This is a genomic window from Bogoriella caseilytica (assembly GCF_003752405.1).
Lineage (GTDB): Bacteria > Actinomycetota > Actinomycetes > Actinomycetales > Actinomycetaceae > Allobogoriella > Allobogoriella caseilytica.
Genome location: NZ_RKHK01000001.1, coordinates 1795496 through 1812454, shown reverse-complemented (window position 1 = coordinate 1812454; position 16959 = coordinate 1795496). Strand labels below are relative to the sequence as shown.

The following is a 16959-nucleotide window of genomic DNA, read 5'->3' as shown; positions in this document are numbered from 1 at the left end:
ACCAGCACAACTCTCCGACATTCTTGTTCACGTCACACTGTCGGTCAGGGTTCTGACCCACTCCTTCCCCACCACACCGCGCACCGATTGCTGAGAGACTTCCCGCATGCCTGCCTCCCTTCAGATCACCGCCGCCAAGGTTGACCCGGCGCTGCTGGACCTCCCCTGGGAGGTGCCCCTGGAGGAGTGGCCCGGCGAGGTCCTCGCCGCACTGCCGCGCGGTATCTCCCGCCATATCGTTCGCTTCGTCAAGCTCTCCGGGCGTGTGATCGCCGTCAAGGAGATCGGCGAGTCCGTGGCCTACCGCGAGTACGAGCTGCTGCGATCGCTGCGCCGCCTCGAGGCGCCCTCGGTGACTCCCCTGGCCGTGATCACCGGCCGGCGATCCCCCGACGGCGAGGAACTCAACTCGGTGCTGGTGACTGAGCACCTGCAGTACTCACTGCCCTACCGCGCGCTCTTCTCGCAGTACATGCGCCCCGAGACCGCCTCGCGGCTGATCGACGCGCTGTCGGTCCTGCTGGTGCGCCTGCACCTGCTCGGCTTCTACTGGGGCGATGTCTCGCTGTCGAACACCCTGTTCCGCCGCGACGCCGGGGCCTTCGCCGCCTACCTGGTGGACGCCGAGACCGGCGAGCTCCACCCCACCCTCACCCCGGGGCAGCGCAACTACGACGTCGACCTGGCCCGCACCAACATCATCGGTGAACTCATGGACCTCCAGGCCGGTGAGGTACTGGACGAGGACGTCGACGTCGTCGAGGTCGGCAACACGATCGTGGAGCGCTACGAGTCACTCTGGCGCGAACTCACGGACGTCGAGCTGTTCAAGACCTCCGAGCGCTGGCGGGTGACCGAGCGGATCAACCGGCTCAACGCCCTGGGCTTCGATGTCGGTGAGCTGACCATGACCACCGACATCGGGGGCACCACCGTCTCGCTGCAGCCCAAGGTGGTGGACGCCGGGCACTACCACCGCCAGATCATGCGCTGGACCGGGCTGGACGTCCAGGAGAACCAGGCACGGCGCATGCTCAACGACCTCGAGGCCTACCGCGCCGAGACCGACCGGCAGGAGGACGACCCCGTGCTGGTGGCCCATGACTGGATGGACGAGGTCTTCAACCCGACGGTCAAGGGCGTGCCGCGCGAACTGCGCCGCAAGCTCGAGCCGGCCGAGATCTTCCACGAGGTGCTCGAGCACCGCTGGTTCCTGGCGGAGCAGGAGGAACGCAACGTGCCGATGATGGAGGCCGTGGAGCACTACGTGGAGACCGTGCTCAAGCACCGCCCGGACGAACGCGCCTTCCTCGACCGCGAGACGCTCTCCATGCCGGCGATCGAGGACTGAGGCGCGCCGGTACCCTGACCGGGTGAATCTCCACCTGTACGACTCCGCGACCCGGTCACTGCGGGCCTTCGTGCCACTCGACGCTGGCAAGGTGGGGATCTATCTGTGTGGGGCCACCGTGCAGGGCTCGCCCCACATCGGGCACGTCCGCGCCGCCGTCGCCTTCGACGTGCTGGTGCGCTGGCTCCGCCGCTGCGGGCAGGACGTCACGATGATCCGCAACGTCACGGACATCGACGACAAGATCCTGGCCAAGTCCGCCGAAGCCGGAGCTCCCTGGTGGGCCTGGGCCTACCGCTTCGAGCAGGAGTTCACCGCCGCCTACGACGCCCTCGGGGTGCTGCGCCCCAGCTACGAGCCGCGCGCCACCGGTCACATCCCCGAGATGATCGCCCTGGTGGAACTCCTGGTCGCCCGCGGGCATGCCTACGCCGGACAGTCGGGCAACGTCTACTTCGATGTACGTTCGCTCGACTCCTACGGCTCACTCACCCGCCAGGCGCTGGAGAACATGGCGCCCGAGGACGAAGCCGCAGCCGGGGCGGGCGGTGACAAGCGCGACCCGCGCGACTTCGCGCTCTGGAAGGCGCCCCGTCCCGGTGAGCCGGAGACCGCCTCGTGGCCCACCCCGTGGGGCACGGCCCGGCCAGGGTGGCATCTGGAGTGCTCGGCGATGGCGCGCAGGTACCTGGGCGAGAGCTTCGACATCCACGCCGGAGGGCTGGATCTGCGTTTCCCCCACCACGAGAACGAGCAGGCGCAGTCCCACGCGGCCGGGTACGGCTTCGCCCGGCACTGGCTGCACAACGCCTGGGTGACCACCGGCGGGGAGAAGATGAGCAAGTCGCTCGGCAACTCCCTCCAGGTCGCCCACCTCCTGGGCTCCGTACCCTCACCGGTGCTGCGCTACGCGCTGGGTACCGTGCACTACCGCTCCACCATCGAGTACACCGACACCACCGCCGCCGAGGCCGCCGCCGTCTGGCAACGCCTGAGCGGTTTTGTGCAGCGTGCTGCCGAGCAGGGAGAGGTGGACGCCGCCGAGATCGCGGCGCTCGGCCCCGCAGACCTGCCCGAGGCCTTCGTGGCCGCGATGGACGACGACCTGAACGTCTCGGTCGCCCTCGCGGCCATTCACGAGCAGGTCCGCCTCGGCAACAACGCCCTCGCCGAAGGCGACGGCGCGGCCGTGCGCAGCGCTCAGCTCCAGGTGCGTGCCATGCTCGACGTCCTGGGACTGGATCCCCTCGCCGAGCCATGGCGTGAGACCGTGGGGGGTAGCGGCACAGGCAGCGGCCGGGAACGTCAGGCCCTGGATGCCCTGGTGCAGGCAGCGCTCGCCGAGCGTGCCGAAGCACGCGCCGCCAAGGACTTTGCCCGCGCGGACGCTCTGCGCGACCGGCTGACCACAGCCGGAATCGTCGTCGAGGACTCCCCCGCCGGCGCACGCTGGAGCCTGGGAGGGCCCAGCTGATGGAAGAAGGAGCAGGCTGATGGCCGGGAACTCACAGCGCCGCGGAGCGGTGCGCAAACCAGGATCGAAGAAGGGCATGCAGGTGGGCTCGGGTGGCCAGCGCCGCCGCGGGCTCGAGGGCAAGGGCCCCACACCCAAGGCCGAGGAGCGTGACTACCACCCGGCAGCCAAGAAGAAGGCGGCCGCCGAGAAGCGCAAGGCTGCGGGTGGGCGCACTGCTGCCGAGACCGGGCCACGGGCAGGGAGCGGGGCACGCAGCTCGGGCGCGCCGATCTCCGAGGCGAAGGTGCGCCGCATTCGCGCCGCCGCCGGGATCGAAGCCGGCTCGGACCTGATCGCCGGGCGCAATCCGGTCACCGAAGCCGTGCGCGCGGGCGTCCCGCTGCGCCGGGTGCTGCTCTCGGGGGGCAAGCCCACCGACGAGCGCCTCTCCGAGGTGGTACGTACCGCCACCGCGCTGGGTGCGCCGCTGATCGAGATCTCACGCACCGACCTGGACGTGCTCACCGAGAACGCCGTCCACCAGGGTGTGGCCATCGAGGTCCCGCCCTACGACTACCGCGACATCGAAGACCTGCTCGAGGCGGCCGAACGCAGTGGCCGCCCGCCGCTGATCATCGCGCTGGACCAGGTGACCGACCCGCACAACCTCGGCGCGGTACTGCGCAGCGGCGGTGCCTTCGGCGCACACGGCGTCGTCGTACCCGAGCGCCGCTCTGCGGGCGTGGGGGCCACGGCCTGGAAGGTCTCGGCCGGCGCTGCGGCGCGGGTACCGGTGGCGCGGGTGACGAACCTGGTGCGTTCCCTCGAAGCGCTGAAGGAGGCCGGTTGCTTCGTGGTCGGCCTCGACGGCGGCGGCGAAGTGCCGGTCCGCGACCTGCAGGTGGCCACTGAGCCGCTGGTGCTGGTCACCGGCGCGGAGGGCAAGGGGCTCTCCCGGCTCGTGCGCGAGAGCTGTGACGTGATCGCTTCGATCCCGATCGCCTCGGACGTGGAGTCCTTGAACGCCGCAGTGGCCACCGGCATCGCGCTCTACGAGGTGGACCGCCTCCGAGCACAGGCGTAGGGCGGAGGCGGGGCGCGCCGGCACCGGAACCGGTGCCCACGGCGCGCTAACCGAAGGCGTCGATGATGTCCATGACAGCCGGCCCGAGCAACACGATGAACAGCACGGGCAGAATGCACATCATGAGCGGGAAGATGACCTTGACGGGGATCTGCATGGCCTTCTCCTCGGCGCGCTGACGGCGTTTGACGCGCATCTCGGCGGCCTGGGTGCGCAGCACGTCGGCCACGGCAATGCCATAGGCATCGGCTTGGATGAGGGAGCGCACGAACCGGCGGAGATCGGGCACCTCGGTCCGCAGAGCGAGGGATTCATAGGCTTCGCGGCGTGATTGGCCCAGCTGGATGTCCTGCAGAGTGCGGATGAGCTCCTCGGCGAGAGGGCCCGTGCCGTTCTTCCCTGCCCGGGCCATGGCGGAATCGAAGCCGAGACCGGCCTCGACCGCGATCGTCATCTGGTCCAGGGTGTCGGCCAGCCCCAAAGCGATCTCCTGACTGCGCTCCTGCCCGCGGCTGTGCAGCAACAACTCGGGCAAGAAGTAGCACACCACGGTCGCGCCACCACCGACCAGCACCGTGAGCGGTCGGGGCTCGCTGCTGATGAACAACAGGCTCAGCGTGGCGCTCACCCCGGCCCCGAGGAGCTTGGCTGCCGCCAGCCGCTCCACCGGCCAGGCGGGAGGGCGTCCGGCGCGCATGAGCAGGCGCTCCAGTTGGCGGAGGGAGGCGCTGGGCGTCAGGCGGCGCGTGATCGCGGCCAGCACCCCGCTGCCGGAACCCTCAGCAGACGAAGCGCTCTGCTCCGGGCGCTGGTGCAGCCCGCGGTGCAGATTGTCCAGCGTGCGCTCGCGCCCCCGGTCGGGGCCGGCCAGGACGGCCCAGGTCAGCGCACACAGTGCCATCGCGACGAACGCGACGGCGATCATGATCAGCGGTGGCACCGTGACCTCCTTCCGGCCGGGAACGGGAACATCAGAACCTGAAGCTCACGACCTTGCGCAGCCACACCCCACCGGCGATCAGCAGCACGATGGAGAGGGCGATCAAGGCATAGCCGGCCAAGCTCTGCGTGAACCTGGCCAGGTACTGGGGGTTGGCCCAGGAAAGGAAGGCCGTGATCCCGAAGGGCAGGGCCATCAGGACGTAGGCCGAGAGCTTGCCCTCGGCGGCGAGTGCCTTGACCTGGCGGCGAATCTGGTTGCGCTCCCGGATGGTCTCGCCGACGCCGTCGAGAACCTCGGCGAGGTTCCCGCCCACTTCACGGTTGATGGCGATGGCCTGGGTGACCCAGACGAAGTCCTCGCTGCCCATGCGCGCGGCGGTCTCCTCCAGGGCCTCACCGAGTTCCCGGCCCACACGAGTCTCGTTGATCACCCGGGCGAACTCCTCGGAGGTGGGTTCCTCGGCTTCGCGGGAGACCGAGGCCATGGCCTGGAGCAGGCTGTGTCCGGCCCGGAGGCTGCTGGCCATGAGCTGCAGGGAGTCGTCGAGCTGATCGGCGAAAGCGGTCCGGCGGCGGCTGGCCCGGATGACGAGGAGGATCCTCGCTCCCACGGGTACGAGGAGCGCCAGCACGATCGCGAGCAGCGGGCCGGAGACCACCAGGCCGAGGGCACCGGCGGCCAGGGCTGTGACCATCACCAGGAAGACGAAGTCCTGCAACCGCATTCTTATCCCGGCCTGCTCCAAGGCGCTGGCGCCGGGCGCGCCGCGCCACCTCAAGGCACGGCCGACCAGCGCCGTGGCCGCCGTCGCGGTGCTGGCCAGCACCGTGGGGCCGGCCTCATGTGCAGGACGACGCCGATCACGCGGCACCCGCACCGGGCCTGGGCTCAGGAGCAGGTAGCCGCCGATGAACAGGGCCAGCGCACAGGCCGTGATCCCCATGGCGGCCGCGGACGCCATCGGGGTCACCGGAACCCCCCGGGTGAGTGGTCGGTACCGAAGACCCGGGGGGAGAGGCTGATGCCGAGCTCGGCGAAGCGGTCGGTGAAGCGCGGGCGGACCCCGGTGGGGAGCGGCCTGCCCAGGAACCGCCCGGCGGCGTCCACGCCTGCCGAATAGTCGAAGAGGAAGGCGTCCTGCAAGGTCACGGTCTGGCCCTCCATGCCCTGGACCTCGGTGACGGCGGTGACTCGCCGGGTGCCGTCGCGCAGGCGGGTGAGCTGGACGACGACGTCGACGGCCGAGGCGATCTGTTCCCGGATCGCGCGCAGGGGCAGGTCCATCCCTGCCATGAGCACCAGCGTCTCCAGGCGCGCGATGGCATCGCGGGGTGAGTTGGCGTGCACGGTGGACAGAGAGCCGTCATGGCCGGTGTTCATCGCCTGGAGCATGTCCAGCGTCTCGCCGCCCCGGACTTCCCCGACCACGATCCGATCAGGCCGCATGCGCAGGGAGTTGCGCACCAGGTCACGGATGCCGATCTCGCCCTTGCCCTCGACGTTGGGCGGGCGGGACTCCAGGCGCACCACGTGCTCCTGCTGCAGTTGCAGCTCGACCGCATCCTCGATGGTCACGATGCGCTCGCCTTCGGGGATGAAAGAGGACAACACGTTCAGCAGAGTCGTTTTCCCGCTGCCGGTGCCGCCGGAGACGATGATGTTCAGCCGCGCCTGCACGCAGGCCCGCAGCAGCTCGGCCATCTCTGGAGAGAGCGTGCCGAAGTGAATGAGATCGTCGACCTGAAAGGGATCCTTGGAGAACTTGCGGATCGTCAGTGAGGAACCGTTGAAGGCCAGGGGCGGGACCACAGCGTTCACGCGCGACCCGTCGGCCAGGCGGGCATCCACCAGTGGGGAGGACTCGTCGATCCGGCGGCCCACACGCGAGACGATTCGTTCGATCACGCGCCGCAGGTGATCCTCGGAGGCGAAGCGTGCTGCGCTGCGGGTGAGCTTCCCGCTGTGCTCGATGTAGATCATGTCCGGGCCGTTGACCATGATCTCGGTGACGCTGGGATCGGCCAGGAGCCGTTCCAGCGGCCCGTGGCCCAGCACGTCGTCCTGCACCTCGCTGATGAGGCGCTGGCGCTGCTCGGGAGTCAGCGGCACCTTCTCCCCTTCCACCACGTGGTTGAGCTCGCTGCGCACCAGATCGTGGAGCTGCTCCTCGCTCAGGGAGGGGTCGTTCAGGCGCGCCCCCATCCGCTCGAACAGGGCCTTCGCTGCGCGATCCTTGAGCCGGGTCAGCGCATCGGCCCCCGCTGTCGGCGTAGCCGTGGCCTGCACCGTGGCCGGTGGCGAGGTGGCGGGTGCGCTCTGGCGGGCAGTCAGGGTCCGGCGGCCCGTGACCGGTTCCGGCGGAGCCGGTGGTGGCGGACCCAGCACCGGGGCAGGGCTCGCTTCGGCCACTGGGCTCAGGTCGGCCGCGGCGCCGGCCTCGATGTCCGGGCCGATTCCGGCCGATGGGGGCTGGTCGCCCGGGGCACGTGCTGCCTGCAATCGCTGGGAGAGGTTCATCGTCTGCCTTTCCGGGTGGCGCGATGCCGACCGCGCGGACGCCCCGCCCGGCGATCGGGTTGCGCGGTACGCGACGCCGCCGGGGAGAAAAGCCCCACGAGTTCGCGCAGCCTTTTGGTCACCGGGTCACGCGCGTCACTCTGCAGGAGCGGAATGCCTTGATTGACCGAGGTCGCTGCGCCCTTGGACCGCGGCAGCATCAGATCTACCGCGGTCCCCAGGGTGGCCTCGACGTCGCTCCGCGAGAGGCCGGCGCGGGTATCCGCGAGGTTCACGAGGATGTGCCGGGTCTCGGTGGACAGGTTCAGGGCGGCCAACGTGTCCAGTTCCTTGCGCAGACCCCGGATGCCGGGGACGTCCATGCTGGTCACCAGCACCAGATCACTGGTCTGGTCCATCACTGTGAGGGTGTGCTCCGACAGACCGGGGGCGGTGTCGACCACCACGTAGCGGAACTCCGAGGCCAGCATCTGCAGCAGGCGTTCGACATCCTCGGTAGTGACGGCGTCCGCAGCAGCCGGCGTCGGAGGCCCGCACAGGACATAGAGCCCGGTTTCGTGCTGGGTGAGGAAGGTCTTGAGGGCCATGGTGTCGCGCACCGCCGGGCCTCGCACCGCATCAGGCAGGCTGAACTCAGGATCCAGGTTCAGGGCGCTCGCGGCGTCGCCGAACTGCAGGTCCAGGTCGACGAGCACCGTGGCATGAGGGGCTACCCGGGCCAGGCCGACGGCAAGATTGGTGGCCACGGTGGTCTTACCGACCCCGCCCTTGGCCGAGACCACGCTGATGATCCGGCCCGTGGGCGCCGGACCATCAGCGCCGTCCTGGCTCGCGCGATAGGCCTGCGCGTATTGGTAGGCCCGGCTGAGCACCCGCCGGATCTCGAGCGAATCCTCCACAACGGGCAGGATGTCCCGCACACCGGCACGCATCGCCGCCAGGCTGATCTCTGCGGCCTGATCGCTGACCAGCACCACGGCGATGCCCGGGTGCTGCTGCTCGAAGCGCGCGGCGAGACTGAGCACCTCCTCGCTGCCCGAGAGCGCTGTGTCGAGCACGACGACGTCGGGGCTGCCCGCGTCGCCGAGCTGCTCGAGGAGGCGGGCGGGGGTGGCCGGTAGCGGCCCGGGCAGCAGCGACAGAAGCCGCACGCCCTCGACGGCGTCCTGGACCCGCCCGCTGAGGTCCGCTGAGGCACTGGCCAGGACGATGTGGCTCATTCGTGCACGGTGTCTCGGGCGACGATGCGAGTACCGGACTCTGGTGCCTCCGGGCCCTCCAGGGAGAGCCATACCCTCTCGAACTCGGCGGCGAAGACGAGCTTCTCCGCCTCATCCGGGCTGAGCGCCAAGGTCACCATCACGCTGCCTTCCGGCATCGGCGCCGGAGCCGGAGGAGCCGAACCGTCCTCTGCCTCCGGGGAGGCGGAGGTGATGCCGCCTTGCACCCTGGTGACCAGCACCTGGTGCAGGGTCAGGTGTGTCCGTGGGTCTTCGCCATCCACGGAGATGATGACCCCCACGGCGGCGCCGGGGGCCAGCTGCCCGCCCAGCACGCGTTGCGGCTCCAGCAGGATGGAGACCTGGTGCAGATCGTCGGGGACCTCGACCTCGGCGGTCTCAGCCAGCTCCTCCGGGAGGATGAAGCGGCCGGCGAGCACCTGTTCGCCCGGTTCAAGAGCGGTGGCCGTCACCTGTCCGCCGAGCTCATCCAGGCTGGACAGCGCCCCGGGGCCCACCGCGGTCGCGGGAACGAGCTCACTGGAGACCGACTCGGCGAGGTCCTCGGCCGGGGTTCCTTCGGCGATGGCTTCCGTGGTGACCAGCACCCGGACGGGCTCGAGGCCGGCCACGGCCCGTTGATCAGCAGCGGAGACGTACTGGAGAAGCACGAACGAGCCCACTGCGGCCAGCAGAAGGGCCACGACGGCGGCCAGGACACGACGATTCATGGCGCACTCACTCGGGGCCGGGGAGCAGGGAGACGATCGCCGCGCCCAGCTCCGGGGCGGCCGGACTGTAGTCGAAGGCGTCGGAGAGGTCCACAAGTTCTGTGAAGTACCCCCGGACGCAGCGCGCATCACCGGAGCACGGGTTGTTCCAGCGGTACTGACCGCCGAAGCTGTAGCCGGTGATGGTCAGGGCAGCGTAGCCGTACACGCGATATCGAGCGCCGGAGCCCGTTCCCTCGGTGCGGTCGAAGATCGGGAGAAGCACCGTGGAGTTCTGCAGCGCGACGAAGTCCGCCGGGGTACATCCCGACGAGACCGAGACGCCGGTGTCCGTGGGCAGGGTCTGCATGATCGCAGTGGTGACGTTGCAGGTACCCGGGTCGGTCCGGAGCCAGCCAAAGCCCCCAGGCACAGTGCCCGAAGGGCCGGGGCATCCCGGGGTGGGGCCGGTGCCGGCGAGGTAGATGGTCCGGGCGGTGCTCCCGGACGGTGTGCCGCCGCCGGTCTGGTTCCACCATTCGCAGTACGACAGGGCCAGCGGCAGCATCGAGGTTCCGCCGGACGGCGCTCCCCAGCCGGCGCTGGCTGAGGCGGTGATCGCGGTCTCGTCAAAGCCGAGGACGGGAGCGAACCAGTGCCCACGCAGCCCGGAGTTCTGCACCGTCACCTGTCCTGAGGCCGGCGTGGGGACCGGATCCACGGTGGCGGTGGCCTCACTGTTGGTATTGGCGGTCGCGAACTCCTGCGCCGTGTGGCCCGGATCCTCGCAGGCATCGCGGGCGCAGTCCTGGGCGATAGCGAGCGCAGCGGCGTCCGCACCGGTCTGGAGCTGCTGCCGCTCGGCATGCATGGCCGCGATGTCGATGGCGATGGCCGCGAAGGCGATCAGCGGCACGATCAACAGCGCGACCGTGACGCTGACCGCGCCGCGTTCCTGCCTCAGCCGTTGCATCGCATGGTCCCCTGACCTGTCACTGTGAAATCGTCGATCGGCAGGAAGCCGCCGATGAGCCGGAAGGGATAGGTCACGGTGACCGTGGCCGTCCCGGCCGAGGTGGTGCCGATGGCGGCACAGCTGGCCGGTGTGACACTGATCTGCTCATCGCTGAGGGTCAGCGGGCTGGCCGAGGCCCGTGCGGCCACACGGGCAGCTACCGGATCGTTCTGCAGGGCCATCACCCGGACGCCGTCCCGAGCGGCATTGGAGAGCGTGGTCTGGACGTGGTACGCCCGGCCCAGCTCCGCAATCCCGAGGACCAGGGCCACCAGCAGCGGCAGCACCAGCGCGAACTCCACGGCAGCGGCGCCGCGATCGCGATGCTGTTCCCGCATGGTCGCCCTTTGCTCTGGTCGCGCTCGGTCACGCTGGTGGTCAGGCCCGGCTTCGGCGCAGCGCCCCAGGGTGCTGCGCCGAAGCCAGACTCACGGGGGGAAGGTCAGCCCTCCGTGCCCTCGCCGGTGAGCGCGGTGTTCACATCGGTGAACATGTCCAGGAGGTTCTCACCGAGGGCGATGACGGCCACGATGATGACCACGGCAATGAGGCCAACCATCAGGCCGTACTCCACGGCGGTGGCGCCGCGCTCATCACGGCGGTCTCCGAGGCGGTCGCCCACGAGGGTGAGGAGGGTGGCGAAGTACGCGGCTGCACGGCTCATGGGGATCAGTTCCTTCACTGGGGGCTTGGGGGCAGGTGCCCCGGGGGCGACCCGATTCGGGGTGAACCGCGTCGTACGGTTCAGTATTGGCTATTTTTGCACGGTCCGCAAGGTTCTTGATTCGGACTTCACTGCGTCCGCAATTCACCCGATTCGCACTTTTAAGACACGCGCACGTGTCGGAAGGGCAGGTCGCTGCGCAGAGCCCGCCCTGAGGGCCTGTCCCGCCTGGCAGAACGCGGTAATCTCAACGATGTGACGGAACCTGAGATGGGGCTGCGGGAGCTCAAGAAGCAGATGACCCGCCAGGCGATCACGAACGCCGCCCTTCGGCTGACCCGCGAGAAGGGGCTCGATTCCGTCACCGTCGACGAGATCGCACGCGAGGCCTTCGTCTCACCCCGCACGGTCTCGAATTACTTCACTTCCAAGGAAGAGGCCGTCCTCTCGGCCGGGGCCCTCGACTGGCGGAGCGTCATCGAGGAGTTCGCCAGAGATCCACGCACCGAGCGCCCGCTCGAGGTGATGTGCGAGCTCATGTGCCAGTTCATCCGTGCCCGGCCACGCGACGAGCTGGAACTGCTCCGCCAGAGCATCGAGCTCGTTGATGCCAATCCCTCCCTGCGGTCTTACCAGTCCGCGGCGATCACCCGGCTCGAGGACGTCGTCCGGGATCTCATGGCAACCCGGACCGGCATCGACCCGGCCACCCATATGTATCCCTGGCTGGTGGCCGCCGCCGCCGGCTCGGCGGTCAGATCCGCCCTGCGCCTGTGGGAGCACTCGGGGGCGGACGCCGATCGGCTGCCTGAGCTCATCGAGGAGGCCTTCGGCCAGATCAGTGCCGGCCTTCCCGCTCCTCAGGAGTGATGGGGAGCAGCACGGAGAAGGAGCCCGGGTCTTCCGCGCGCCGCAACGCCAGCGGCTGGGCTGGGCCGTCGAAATCGAGCCGTACTGCCTGCTCCTCCAAGGCTTGGAGGGCATCCGCCAGGTAGTCGCGATTCACCAGTGCCGCGTCCTCGGGCACTGCCGATCCGGCCGGCGTGAGGGCTCCGCCCGGCGCGAGCCACCAGGTCTGCACTTCGGGCGTGGTGGCCAGGGCGCGGGCCAGTGCTGCGCCATCGACCATGGCGGATTGCCGTGCCTTGGGGATGGCATGGCTGAGATCCGGGAAGGCCGCCTCGGGTAGGTCTTCCTCAAGGACGGTCTCGATCCCGGCCCGCATGCTCAGCCGCGGTTTCCGCCACCTCAGCAACAGCTCGGCCTGCCCGCGCATGTCGGCGAGCCGCGCCACGAGGGCATCGACTGCCGCGGTGGGCAACAGGGCTCGGAACCGCCCGGTGACCGCTCCGGGCACCTCGGCGAAGGCGGCGCGCGTGCGATCGGTGGCGGCGAGGCGCAGGGCGCCGGTGATCGCGACCAAGAGGACGCCGTGGATGGCCGGCATGTCCGGGTCGTCGCCGACAGCGTGCCGGACGGTGCGGAGACCATCGGCGAGCGCCGAGGCGGTCACGAGGAGCGTGGTGGGCTCACCGGAGTCAGGGGTCCGGCGGTTGTTGCCGCCTGCCGCACCCCCCGCGCCGGTGCGGGTCGCGCCCCACCGCCGTCCGATCGAGCTGACCTGCTCCCGGGCGCCGGTCAGCTCCTCCTCGAGGCGATCCAGGTGCGCGGCTAGCAGTGAGGCGGACTCGCCGGGGCGGGCCAGCACCGCGGCCATCTCCGCAAGTGGCAGGCCGAGCGTGCGCAGCGCGGCCAGGAGCTGCGCCTCCTCGATCTGGGCGGCGGCATACCAGCGGTAGCCGGAGTGAGCGGAGACTTCCGCCGGGCGGAGCAGGCCCTGACGGTCGTAGAAGCGCAGCGCGCTGATGCTCAGGCCCGAGGCGCGCGCCAGCTCCCCGATGCTGAGCAGCGCCAGGTCTCCTGCGCCATCGCGTGCCATGCCGCCGATCTTCCACCCTGGAGTGGGTCGAGGGTCAACCTGGGCCGTCACTGCGGGCGTCGCATGCGCCGCAGGGCCGTGCTGGTCAGCGCCAGCACGCCGACAACCACCGCGAGGCCGCCCCACACCGCCACGACCACCCCCGGCGGGAGTCGCTCGGCTGCCACGCCCAGGCCCGGATTGACCGCCAGCAACGGCAGTGACTGCGCCATGAGGAGCACCGCCGACACCCGCGACATCGCCTCCGGCGGTGCGGCGGCCACGAAAATCGGGCCCAGGTGCGTCACGAAGAGACCGGTGCCTACGCCCACCAGGAGGCCCGCGGCCAGCCCCGCCTCAACCGCCGGGGCGAAGGCGAAGGCGACCATGCCGATCCCGGCGAGGCCCATCCCGCCGATGACGGCCAACCCGGCGCGCGCGAAGCCACGGCGCCACATCACCAGCACCGCCACGAGGGCTACACCGCCGCCGTAGGTGCCCGCGATGGTTCCCGCCGCTGCGGCGTCCCATTCCCGCGCCCGGGCGAGGACCGGCACCAGCAGGGCCGCGAAGGGAATCACGAAGGCCGCGAAGGCCGCGACCAGAACGGAGATCCCGCGCAGCACTGGAGTGCGGAGCACCACGGCCAGGCCCGCGCGCATCCGCGACCACAGGCCGGGCTCGCCGGCCCCGCCGTCGGGACTGTGCGGTGCGCGCATGGGCATCCGGCGCCTCAGGGCCAGCAGGATGACGGCCATCCCCGCGAAGCCCGCCGCGCCCAGGGCGAAGGCCAGGGGCAGCCCAGCGAGGCCGACCGCGAGTCCGCCGAGCACCGGGCCCACCAGCTGTGATCCATGCGCCACGAGCTGGCGGGCCGAGATCGCACGCGGCAGGGCAGCCGGGGGGACGAGGAACTTCGGGATGGCGCCGGCCGCCGGCTCGTAGAAGGCGAAGGTCACCGCTAGGGCCGCGGCCGCGAGGACGAGCAGGGCCGGTGAGGCGTCGCGCCCCAGGAGGAAAACCGCCACCGCAGCCATGACGGCGGTCATGAGCACATCCGAGCCGAGCATGATCCGTGCCGGCCCGTACCGGTCGGCGACGGCGCCGCCGAGGAGGCTGAGGGTCACCCGGGGGATCGTGCTGATCAGGAGCAGCGGTCCGGCCAGTGCCGCGCTGTGGTCGGTAGCCGCCCAGACCAGGCCGAAGGAGAGCAGATTGACGCCCACCGAGGTCCAGGCCACGCCGGCCAGCCAGGCCCAGTAGGTGCGGGATAGCTGCGCTGAGGCGGCCGCAGGGCCACCGGACTCTGGTGCCGGCCGCTCGTGTCCGGGGAGCTTGGTGGTCATGCCGCGACTCTCGGACCTCACCTGGGTCGAGGGTCAAGTAGCACCCGGCACGGGCACCGGCGGCGATCGCGGAAGCTCGCGGCCGGCCTACTCCTGGAAGGCGATACTCCCGGCCCGCCGGCCCCGCTCCGCGAAGATGGTGAAGAGTCCCGCGGCCGCCGCCAGCCATAGCGCGCCCAGGCCCAGGGTCACGCCGGTGCCCGTGAGGACCGAGGCGGTGCTCGCGACGCCGGCCTCGAGGTCGCGGATGGCCTGCAGCCCATGGGTCAGCGGAAGCGACTGACCGACGGCCTGCAGCCAGCCCGGCCAGATCGCGGTGGGCACTGTGACTCCGGCGATCAACATGATCAGCGTGTGCCCCACATTGGACACCACATTCCGCCATCTCGGTCCCTGCAGCACGAGGGCCGCGAGGGTGAGCGCCACCGGGTACATCGCCATCCCTGTGACCGCCAGCACCGCCCATGCGGCCGTACCCGAGCCCAGGCTCCAGGTGAGGCCGAACAGTGGACCGAGGGCGAACAAGGCCACCGTCGAGGTCGCCAAGCCACTGGGTAGCCACTGCAGGGATCGCCCGACGAAGACCGGCCAGAGAGCCGCCGGTGCCGCCACGAGCAGCGGCAGCGTGCCGCTCCCCCGCTCCCACGTGGTGGAGGGCACGGCGAAGAACAGCTCGGCGACGAGCACCATCACCGCCTGGCCCAGGAACAAGTACTGCACCGCGCCGGCGTCTTCGAGCAGCACCCCGATCACCGCGAAGAACACCACTTGCACCAGCACCCGGCTGAGCCAGCCGAGGCTCCACGTGAACACGGTGTGGGTGGCGCGCATATCGGCGGCAGCGACCAGGCCGGCAGCGCGGATCGTGGTGAGTGCGCGTGGCCGGCGCACGGTCTCGGTGTGCAGAGTGTCAGGCATGGGTCAGCCTCCCGGTGGCACGCACGCGGCGCAGCGTGCGACTCAGTAGCACCGCCGTCAGCGCGTATCCGGCCCCCGCAAGGACGGCGAGCGCGGCCAGTCGCAACGGCAGGTCCAGTACCGGCTCGGCGGTCAGGGCATCGCGCAGCAGGTCGGAGGACCAAGACAGGAAGACCAGGCGGGACGGCACCTCAGCCCAGGCGGGCAGGAGTGCCACCGGCACCAGCACGCCGCCGAGCAGGTAGAAGGGGTACGACAGCGAGTTCTGGAAGGTGCGGGCCGAACGGGCCAGCACGAACACGCAAGACATCACCCCGGCCCACCCGGTCATGGCGACCGCCGTGAGCGCGACCGTGACGGCGAAGACTTCCGGGTGGGCGATCGGTACCGGGGTGCCGGTGAGCACCCAGCCCACCAGCCAGGACTCGGCGAAGCCGACCATCGAGATCGCCGTGACCGCGGCGATGCGTCCCATGAGCAGTGCCGCAAAGGGTACCGGGGCGGCCAGCAGCGCCTCCAGCGAGCCGTTCTCCCGCTCACGGGAGATCAGCTCACCGGCGGTCTGCAGCGACATCTGGAACAGGCAGATCAGTGCCGGGGCCAGCACGCCGTAGGCGGTGAGGTCGCCCCGGTCGGCGGCGAGGAAGATCGTCACGAAGACCGCCGTGAGCAGTGGCGCGGTGAACATTGCCAGGAACCAATCCGGATTTCCCCGCATTTGGCGCACCTGACTCGAGGCACCGACGGCGAAGGCTCGCACCACTTCAGCGAAAGTCGGATTCCAGCCGGCGTCCGCTCCCCTCATGCGACCGGCACTCGCCCTCACAGCTGCATCCCGCGATCGCCGGCGCCAAGTAGCCCGAGGTACACCTCTTCGAGCGAGAGCGGTGCGGCGGTGATCGCGGTATGCCCCGCCTGCACGATCGCCATGAGCACCTGAGCGACGGTCTCCTCCCCGCCGGTGACCGTCAGGAGGACGGACCCCGCGCCCTCCTCGTACTCCAGGCTCACGGCATCCTCGGGCGCCGCTCCCACCAGCGCCTCCTCCAGTACGGCGAGCGCCGAGGCGTCGATCCCGTACACCCGGATCCGCTGCCCGCGCTCGAGCAGGCGCCGCACATCTGACGGGGTGCCGGCGCCCACGATGCGACCGCGGTCGACAAAGGTGACTGTGTCGCACACTGCCTCGGCTTCGGCCATGTCATGTGTGGTGAGCAGGATGGTGCGCCCTTCGGAGCGCAACTGTCCGATGAGCCCGCGGAAGTCGTGGGCCGAGACCGGATCCATGCCCACCGTCGGCTCGTCGAGCAGAAGCACGCTCGGGTCCGCCACCAAGCCGCGGGCGAGATGGAGACGCTGCTTCATCCCGCGTGAGAAGGTCTCCACCCGCTCCCGGGCCCGGCCGGCCAGCCCCAGGCGTTCGAGCAGTTCCGCGCTCCGCCGTCGGGCCGCCCGGCCGCGCAGGCCGTGCATCGCGGACCAGAAGTGGAGGTTCTCCTCGGCCGTGAGCCGCTCGTAGAGGCCACGGTCACCGCCGAAGACGATGCCGATCTCCCGGCGGACCCAGGCGGCGTCGGCGACAACATCATGACCGAGGACGGCGGCGCGGCCGGCACTCGGCAACAGCACGGTGGACACAGTCCGGCACAGCGTCGTCTTGCCGGCCCCGTTCGGGCCGAGCAGGCCATGGACCCCACCGGCGGGGAGCACCAGATCGATGGCGTCGAGCGCCGTGCGTGGGGCGGAACGCCGGCGGGTGAAGGTCCGGGTCAGCCCTTCGAGGGCCAGGGCGGGAGTGCTCACACCGGGTAGTCTGC

Annotated in this window: 17 protein-coding genes; 4 read left to right on the top strand and 13 right to left on the bottom strand. The window is 70.3% G+C overall.

The genetic code is table 11. From position 1 onward, the window contains the following. The first annotated feature begins 106 nt into the window (after window positions 1–106). From EDD31_RS08075 to rlmB, 3 genes are read left to right on the top strand one after another with little or no spacing between them, the layout of a single operon-like run. A complete protein-coding gene (locus tag EDD31_RS08075) occupies window positions 107–1351 on the top strand; it encodes a DUF4032 domain-containing protein (protein WP_123303694.1) in 1245 nt (414 codons plus the stop codon). Between the two features lie 22 nt (window positions 1352–1373). Continuing rightward, a complete protein-coding gene (gene cysS, locus EDD31_RS08070; protein WP_123303693.1) occupies window positions 1374–2825 on the top strand; it encodes a cysteine--tRNA ligase in 1452 nt (483 codons plus the stop codon). A gap of 19 nt (window positions 2826–2844) precedes the next feature. Next, window positions 2845–3891, top strand: coding sequence for a 23S rRNA (guanosine(2251)-2'-O)-methyltransferase RlmB (gene rlmB, locus EDD31_RS08065; RefSeq protein WP_123303692.1), 1047 nt, complete (start codon window positions 2845–2847; stop codon window positions 3889–3891). Window positions 3892–3937: 46 nt separating this feature from the next. Here the strand turns inward: rlmB and EDD31_RS08060 are convergent, their stop codons facing one another. The 8 genes from EDD31_RS08060 to EDD31_RS08025 form a co-directional block, all read right to left on the bottom strand. Further along, entirely contained in the window at window positions 3938–4831 is an 894-nt protein-coding gene (locus EDD31_RS08060) for a type II secretion system F family protein (RefSeq protein WP_245991055.1), read from the bottom strand. 31 nt (window positions 4832–4862) lie between these two features. Continuing rightward, window positions 4863–5795, bottom strand: coding sequence for a type II secretion system F family protein (locus tag EDD31_RS08055; RefSeq protein ID WP_123303691.1), 933 nt, complete (start codon window positions 5793–5795; stop codon window positions 4863–4865). A 5-nt stretch (window positions 5796–5800) separates the two neighbouring features. Beyond that, a complete protein-coding gene (locus tag EDD31_RS08050; protein WP_245991050.1) occupies window positions 5801–7351 on the bottom strand; it encodes a TadA family conjugal transfer-associated ATPase in 1551 nt (516 codons plus the stop codon). Then, window positions 7348–8571 (bottom strand): CpaE/TadZ family protein, encoded by a 1224-nt coding sequence (locus EDD31_RS08045; protein ID WP_123303690.1) that lies wholly within the window; start codon window positions 8569–8571, stop codon window positions 7348–7350. The genes EDD31_RS08050 and EDD31_RS08045 overlap by 4 nt, the downstream gene beginning before the upstream one ends. Next, the gene (cpaB, locus tag EDD31_RS08040; protein ID WP_123303689.1) at window positions 8568–9302 is read right to left on the bottom strand and encodes a Flp pilus assembly protein CpaB; all 735 of its coding nucleotides are present in this window, start codon (window positions 9300–9302) and stop codon (window positions 8568–8570) included. Before cpaB ends, EDD31_RS08045 begins: the two co-directional genes overlap by 4 nt. A 7-nt stretch (window positions 9303–9309) precedes the next feature. After that, entirely contained in the window at window positions 9310–10254 is a 945-nt protein-coding gene (locus EDD31_RS08035) for a pilus assembly protein TadG-related protein (RefSeq protein WP_123303688.1), read from the bottom strand. Continuing rightward, window positions 10242–10634, bottom strand: coding sequence for a TadE/TadG family type IV pilus assembly protein (locus EDD31_RS08030; RefSeq protein WP_123303687.1), 393 nt, complete (start codon window positions 10632–10634; stop codon window positions 10242–10244). Before EDD31_RS08030 ends, EDD31_RS08035 begins: the two co-directional genes overlap by 13 nt. Window positions 10635–10738: 104 nt before the next feature. Further along, window positions 10739–10960: a Flp family type IVb pilin gene (locus EDD31_RS08025; protein ID WP_123303686.1), complete on the bottom strand. Its 222-nt coding sequence runs from the start codon at window positions 10958–10960 to the stop codon at window positions 10739–10741. Window positions 10961–11215: 255 nt separating this feature from the next. Between EDD31_RS08025 and EDD31_RS08020 the strand changes: the two genes are divergently transcribed. Next, window positions 11216–11830, top strand: a complete 615-nt coding sequence (locus EDD31_RS08020; protein WP_148058902.1) for a TetR/AcrR family transcriptional regulator — start codon at window positions 11216–11218, stop codon at window positions 11828–11830. On the opposite strand, the gene EDD31_RS08015 is transcribed toward EDD31_RS08020, so the two are convergent. The 5 genes from EDD31_RS08015 to EDD31_RS07995 all read right to left on the bottom strand — a co-directional run bounded on the left by EDD31_RS08015 (window position 11799) and on the right by EDD31_RS07995 (window position 16945). Beyond that, window positions 11799–12899, bottom strand: a complete 1101-nt coding sequence (locus EDD31_RS08015) for a MerR family transcriptional regulator (RefSeq protein ID WP_123303684.1) — start codon at window positions 12897–12899, stop codon at window positions 11799–11801. The genes EDD31_RS08020 and EDD31_RS08015 overlap by 32 nt on opposite strands. 47 nt (window positions 12900–12946) lie before the next feature. Further along, entirely contained in the window at window positions 12947–14224 is a 1278-nt protein-coding gene (locus EDD31_RS08010) for an MFS transporter (protein ID WP_123303683.1), read from the bottom strand. 87 nt (window positions 14225–14311) lie between these two features. Continuing rightward, window positions 14312–15142, bottom strand: coding sequence for an ABC transporter permease (locus EDD31_RS08005; protein ID WP_123303682.1), 831 nt, complete (start codon window positions 15140–15142; stop codon window positions 14312–14314). Continuing rightward, window positions 15135–15947, bottom strand: coding sequence for an ABC transporter permease (locus EDD31_RS08000; RefSeq protein ID WP_123303681.1), 813 nt, complete (start codon window positions 15945–15947; stop codon window positions 15135–15137). Before EDD31_RS08000 ends, EDD31_RS08005 begins: the two co-directional genes overlap by 8 nt. A gap of 17 nt (window positions 15948–15964) precedes the next feature. Next, complete coding sequence (locus EDD31_RS07995; RefSeq protein WP_170163243.1) at window positions 15965–16945, bottom strand: ABC transporter ATP-binding protein; 981 nt, start codon at window positions 16943–16945, stop codon at window positions 15965–15967. Window positions 16946–16959: the final 14 nt, after the last annotated feature.